The sequence below is a fragment of the Corynebacterium sp. HMSC074E01 genome (assembly GCF_001808885.1).
Lineage (GTDB): Bacteria > Actinomycetota > Actinomycetes > Mycobacteriales > Mycobacteriaceae > Corynebacterium.
Genome location: NZ_KV794840.1, coordinates 1 through 4,901 on the forward strand (window position 1 = coordinate 1; position 4,901 = coordinate 4,901).

General features: G+C 55.7%; 3 protein-coding genes and 4 pseudogenes. 3 read left to right on the forward strand and 4 right to left on the reverse strand.

Features of this window, described 5'->3' with window-relative positions; all coding sequences use genetic code 11:
* Positions 1-521: pseudogene (locus HMPREF2537_RS04135) on the forward strand (hypothetical protein); the annotation flags it as partial.
* A gap of 248 nt (positions 522-769) precedes the next feature.
* Here the strand turns inward: HMPREF2537_RS04135 and HMPREF2537_RS12885 are convergent.
* On the reverse strand, positions 770-1,447 hold the full coding sequence (locus HMPREF2537_RS12885) for a TetR/AcrR family transcriptional regulator (protein WP_070462451.1): 678 nt from the start codon (positions 1,445-1,447) through the stop codon (positions 770-772).
* Positions 1,448-1,538: 91 nt separating this feature from the next.
* Between HMPREF2537_RS12885 and HMPREF2537_RS04145 the strand changes: the two genes are divergently transcribed.
* A complete protein-coding gene (locus HMPREF2537_RS04145) occupies positions 1,539-2,768 on the forward strand; it encodes an MFS transporter (protein ID WP_070495012.1) in 1,230 nt (409 codons plus the stop codon).
* On the opposite strand, the pseudogene HMPREF2537_RS12420 reads toward HMPREF2537_RS04145, so the two are convergent.
* A pseudogene (locus HMPREF2537_RS12420) lies at positions 2,769-2,933 on the reverse strand (terminase); the annotation flags it as partial.
* A gap of 91 nt (positions 2,934-3,024) precedes the next feature.
* On the reverse strand, positions 3,025-3,612 hold the full coding sequence (locus HMPREF2537_RS04150; RefSeq protein ID WP_083298964.1) for an ATP-binding protein: 588 nt from the start codon (positions 3,610-3,612) through the stop codon (positions 3,025-3,027).
* On the opposite strand from HMPREF2537_RS04150, the pseudogene HMPREF2537_RS04155 reads away from it, so the two are divergent.
* Positions 3,611-3,772 (forward strand): annotated as a pseudogene (locus HMPREF2537_RS04155) (transposase); the annotation flags it as partial. The gene HMPREF2537_RS04150 and the pseudogene HMPREF2537_RS04155 sit on opposite strands and share 2 nt — an antisense overlap.
* A gap of 78 nt (positions 3,773-3,850) precedes the next feature.
* Here HMPREF2537_RS04155 and HMPREF2537_RS04160 read toward each other — a convergent pair.
* A pseudogene (locus tag HMPREF2537_RS04160) lies at positions 3,851-4,901 on the reverse strand (IS3 family transposase); the annotation flags it as partial.

Below are 4,901 nucleotides of genomic sequence, written 5' to 3' on the forward strand. Positions count from 1 at the left end.
CTAACCCCCGACGTGTCTACTTTCCGGGGGCCAGGCCCGGAGTGAAGAACTCCAACAAGGTGGGCACCCTCCCGCTCGACATTGAGAAGAAGGACGCGTACAAGACGCTGGTGGTGCTGCGTAAGAAACTCAACGCCACTTCGGTTCCGAAGACTGACCGTTTCGTGATGGTTGGCCCGGAGATGGAATCGGCGTTGCTGTACGACGAGCGCCTGGACAAGGCAGTGAACAACAGCAATCTCTTGAACGGTGAGATTGGTCGCCTGCTCGGGTTCCGCATCATTTCCGCGCCGACGGTGCCGACGGTGGCGGGCCGTGAGGTGGTCATTGCGGGCCACCCGATGGCTACCCCGTTCGGCTACCAGATCACGGAGGTGGCGGAATCGTCCATGCTGCCGTTCCGTTTCACCCGTGCGATTACGGGCCTCCAGGTGTACGGCGGTTCCGTGTTCCGCCCGGAGGTGCTGGCGACGGCTGAACAGGATGTGGTGGAGCCGACCACGGCGGGTGCTACCGAGTAGACGCTAGCCCGTAGCAGGCAGCGAAGGGGGTCAGGGTGTGTGCCTTGGCCCCCTTTACCCATACCTGGATGAAGGGCACACCATGAATAATCCGTATCAGGAAGAACTACTTAACCGTCTCCGTGACCATGATAACGCGAGGGGTGAACGTGAACTGACCCGGCTTATCAACTGGGCTACATCCGCTGTGTTGAAGTACACAGCTGTGCGGGCGCTCACTAAGACGATGATTGAGAAGTGGGTCAGAGTTAAGGCAGCAGGGTGTGTTCGATGCCGTCTAGGATCACATCGATGACGAGGTCGTAGTATTCCTCGGACATCGCTTCTTCTTCATCAGGGTGTGAGAGAGGCTCCAGGTAAGAGTTGACAATACTGGTCAGTCCAACAGATTGAGCCATCATAGGCTCAAGCCTGACAAGCATTTCGTGCAGGTTGTGGCGAGGCTGGATTTGATTGGATGCGCGCAGGTTTCTCGCTCCGATCGTGTGGATGATCGAGTTCGCGATAATTGTGTAGGCCACAGGCGAATTGTCACCAAACCCAGCTTCTTGTAGTTTGGCCCAGGCTCCATCGATCATCGGCAAAAACTGTTCGGTGAACTTGCCCCGCGCGAACCTGTCGGTAATCCCCGGATATGCTAACAATGCGGGGCGTAGATTGTGAGCCATAGCTCGAAACCAGGCTTTCCATTCAAGGTCCGGGTCGGGAACTTCAATCCCGACACATACCCGGTCTACAACAGCATCACAAATGGCTTCCTTGTTTGGAAAATAATGATAAATCACTGAGGGAACCACGCCCAGTTCACGGGCAATGTCCCGTACTGACCATCCCTCAACGCCACTGATCGCGCTTAACTGTACAGCTTGTTTGACAATCAGCTCGCGTGATAGCCCAGCCCTTCGCCCCGTTAGCACAGTGTTCATAAGGTGACCCTAACTTATTCCTTGACCCTTACTAGAACACCATTCTACAATATCCCTAAGTGAAACAGTGTTCTAGTAATGGAGTGTAGTGATGCCCGACCCTCGTAGTAATAAGCCGACACAGAGCTCTATTGATCCAGGAGCGCAAGCGAACCTGGTAGTGGGAATCGTTTTTCTCGCCTTTATGGGGCAAATGATTCTCAATCCGATCATCGCGCCACTGTCACGACAGATGGGATTGCGGGAATGGCATATTGGCGCCACTATCTCTTTGGCAGCGATTGTACTAGCGAGCTTGAGTGCTTATTGGGGGCGAGCTTCCCAACGTGTCGGCGCTAAACGTGTACTCGCTGCTGGGCTTGTGATCGCGATCATCGCTTTGAGCGCCTTCGGTATTGTCTCCTACCTGGGGATGAACCAGGTAGTTGGCGGTGTCGGACTAGTTTTTGGTGTTGTGATCACTCGTGGTTTGCTCTATGGTGGAGGGATTTCAGCGATCGCCCCGACCGCGCAAGCCCACCTGGTCACGCATGCTGCCAGCGAGAACGGGCGGGTAAAAGCACTGGGCATGATTGGAGCGGCTCAAGGGATGGCCTCCATTGTTGGAGGTGTTACTGGAGGTGTGTTAGCCGCTGCTGGTGGCCTGCTCTTGCCCTTGGTGGTCATGCCCGTTGTGATGGTGATTGGTCTGGTTGTTCTCTTGGTGAGTTTCGCACCTCAAAGCCGAGGGCAACTTTTTGCAAAGCCTCAACGGATTCGCTTCACTGATCCGCGTGTAGCTCCCTGGCTAGCAACTGGTCTGGTGATGTTTCTTGTGTTTTCTTCTGTTGCTACGATTTTTGGATTCACTGTCCAAGACCGCTTCGCCCTGTCGGCAACTGCGACCGCAGGTATTTCCGCGATTTACCTGACCATCATGGGCGTGACCATGATCATTGCCCAAGCGGTGATTGCTCCAAAGACAGGGTGGGGAGCAGCGAAGCTTTTACGTACTGGTCTGGCCATTACACTAGTTGCAACTGTGCTCATTTGGCCTACCTCCTCGCACGCTTTACTGGTTGTCGGGTGTATCGTGCTGGGGGTAGGTATGGGACTGGCGATGCCCGGGTACAACACTGGCCCAACCTTGAAGATGAGTGCAGATGAGCAAGGCGCAGTGGCTGGCATCATCAACGCTAATAATGGGTTGGCGTACGCGATTGCCCCGCTGGCTTCGACCGCCCTTTACGGGTGGAACCCGCTGGCACCCTTCGCCGTCTGTATCGCCTTGATTGCAGTGGTCGTCATCTACGCCCACACTGCACCCGCACTACGCCAATAACTATGAGCGTGCCTGAAGTAGCCGTTCCATCACGTTATCCGCAGGAGTCGGCCCCGAGTAGTCCACCAGCGAGTTGGCTTTGACGACATCGAAAATCTCGTACCAGAGCGTATTCGCCTGCTTGCTAAACGACTGAGACATGGCCACGAATGGGGACGCGATAGCTGTTAGGACCACGGATTTAGTAACGCTGTGGTGAGTATTCAGTAACGCCCGGGTGAGTATCGGGTAACACCCGGGCGTTGACTATGAGCCGCTACTGCGTATTGGCTTCGAGGCGCATGTTTGGTCCTTCGAGTGTGATGATCTCAGCGCCAACGACAAGCCGATTCAGGATCGACTCGGCGATGACAGCATCCGGGATGGACTTGTACCACTCATCGGGTGTGAACTGGGAGGTGACAATGGTTGATCTCCGGTGTTCGCGCTCAGCAAGAATGTTGAGCAGCTGGTGTGCTGTGGCAGCATCAATCGGCGTTGTTAAGAAGTCATCAAGCACGAGTACGTCTGCCAGGTGTAAGTCTTGAAGAAACTCCATGCGTGCTGTGTCATCATGGCGTAGCACCATCAGCTGGTTGGCCAGGGTGTCTGTGCGGAAGAAACGGGCAGAATAGTCGTTTCTGCACGCAGCGGTAAGGAGTGCTTGGGCCAGGTATGTTTTGCCGACGGATGATTTGCCGAGGATGACAATGCTTTGTGCTTTTTGACACCATTGGCAGTGAGCGAGTCTGGTGATTTGCTCTTTGTTGAGGTTGCGGCCGGGTGTGTAGGGGACCTGCCCCCTGTTTGGTAGACACCTCCGATTCCGACCGTGTTGGGTCGGGGAAAGGTAATCTACCTCCATGCCTAGGAAGGTTTATTCGGATCAGTTCAAGCGCGACGCAGTCGCGATGTACGAGAACGATCCACATCTCTCGCTCAAGGCCGCAGCCGAAGATTTAGGGATCTACCGCACCACGCTTCGCACGTGGGTCGATACGTACGGCACCGGTGCAAAGACCCAGAGGCCACCGGTTGGGCCCGGCCCCCGGAAAGTAGACACCATGGGGTGGTGAAATTGTGGGGCTTACTTTAGCGCATTGTTACGCTGCGTGGGCTTCGTACTCTGTGGGGGTGAGGTACTTGCACCAGGAGTGTCTTCGGCTGGTGTTGTAGCGCACGCACCATGCGAAGACGTCTCGTCGGCAGACGAGCTGGTTGGCAAAGACTTTCTTGTCTTTGAGGACCTCTCGTTTCAGGGTGGCGTTAAACGACTCTGCCAGCGAGTTGTCGGCACTGGTGCCAACTGCGCCCATGGATTGGGTGACGTTGAGCCTGCGGCAGGTGGCCTGAAACTGCGATGAGGCATAGACACTTCCGTGGTCCGAATGAAAGATCGCCCCGGCAAGACTCCCGCGGGTGTGGTGCGCGTGCTCGAGCGCTTCCTCGACGAGTTCGGTGCGCATGTGGTCGGCGATGGCAAAGCCGACGAGCATCCGTGAATAGCAGTCAATTACTGAAGCGAGATACATATTCGACCCGTCCGCGATCGGCAGATAGGTGATATCGCCAACTAGCACCCTATTTGCAGCCGGAGCCGTGAAATCTCGCTTGACCAGGTCGGCAAACACCACGCGGCCAGGCCCACGCCTGGTGGTGGTGACCTTGCGTTTTTTGGTGTAGCCACGCAGGCGAAGCTTCTTCATGATCCGGGCGATGCGCTTATGGTTGACCGGCCCATTGTCGTTGTAGGCGTCGTTATAGGTCAGCTCTGCCGCGATGCGTTTGGCACCGTAGAGCTGGTCTTTCTCGTTAAAGACCGCCTTGATCTTCGCCCCTAGCATGGCATCGTCAATTAGCCGGCGGTGCCGTTGGGCGCTGCTGGCTTTCCATTTGTAGTAAGAGCTGCGATTGAGCCCAAGGACGGTGCACATCCGCTTGACCGAGTACTCGGTGCGGTGGTCCTCGACAAACTGGAAGCGGATCACCAGTGTGTCTCTTCCATGAAATATTTGGCCGCCTTGCGCAAGATATCGCGTTCTTCTTTCAGCCTGGCGTTTTCTTGCTGCAGTTGGCGTATCTTTTCTGCATCCGTGAGTTGCTTGGCATGATCAGCACGTGCAACGGACCTGACCCCTGTTTGGTAGACACCTG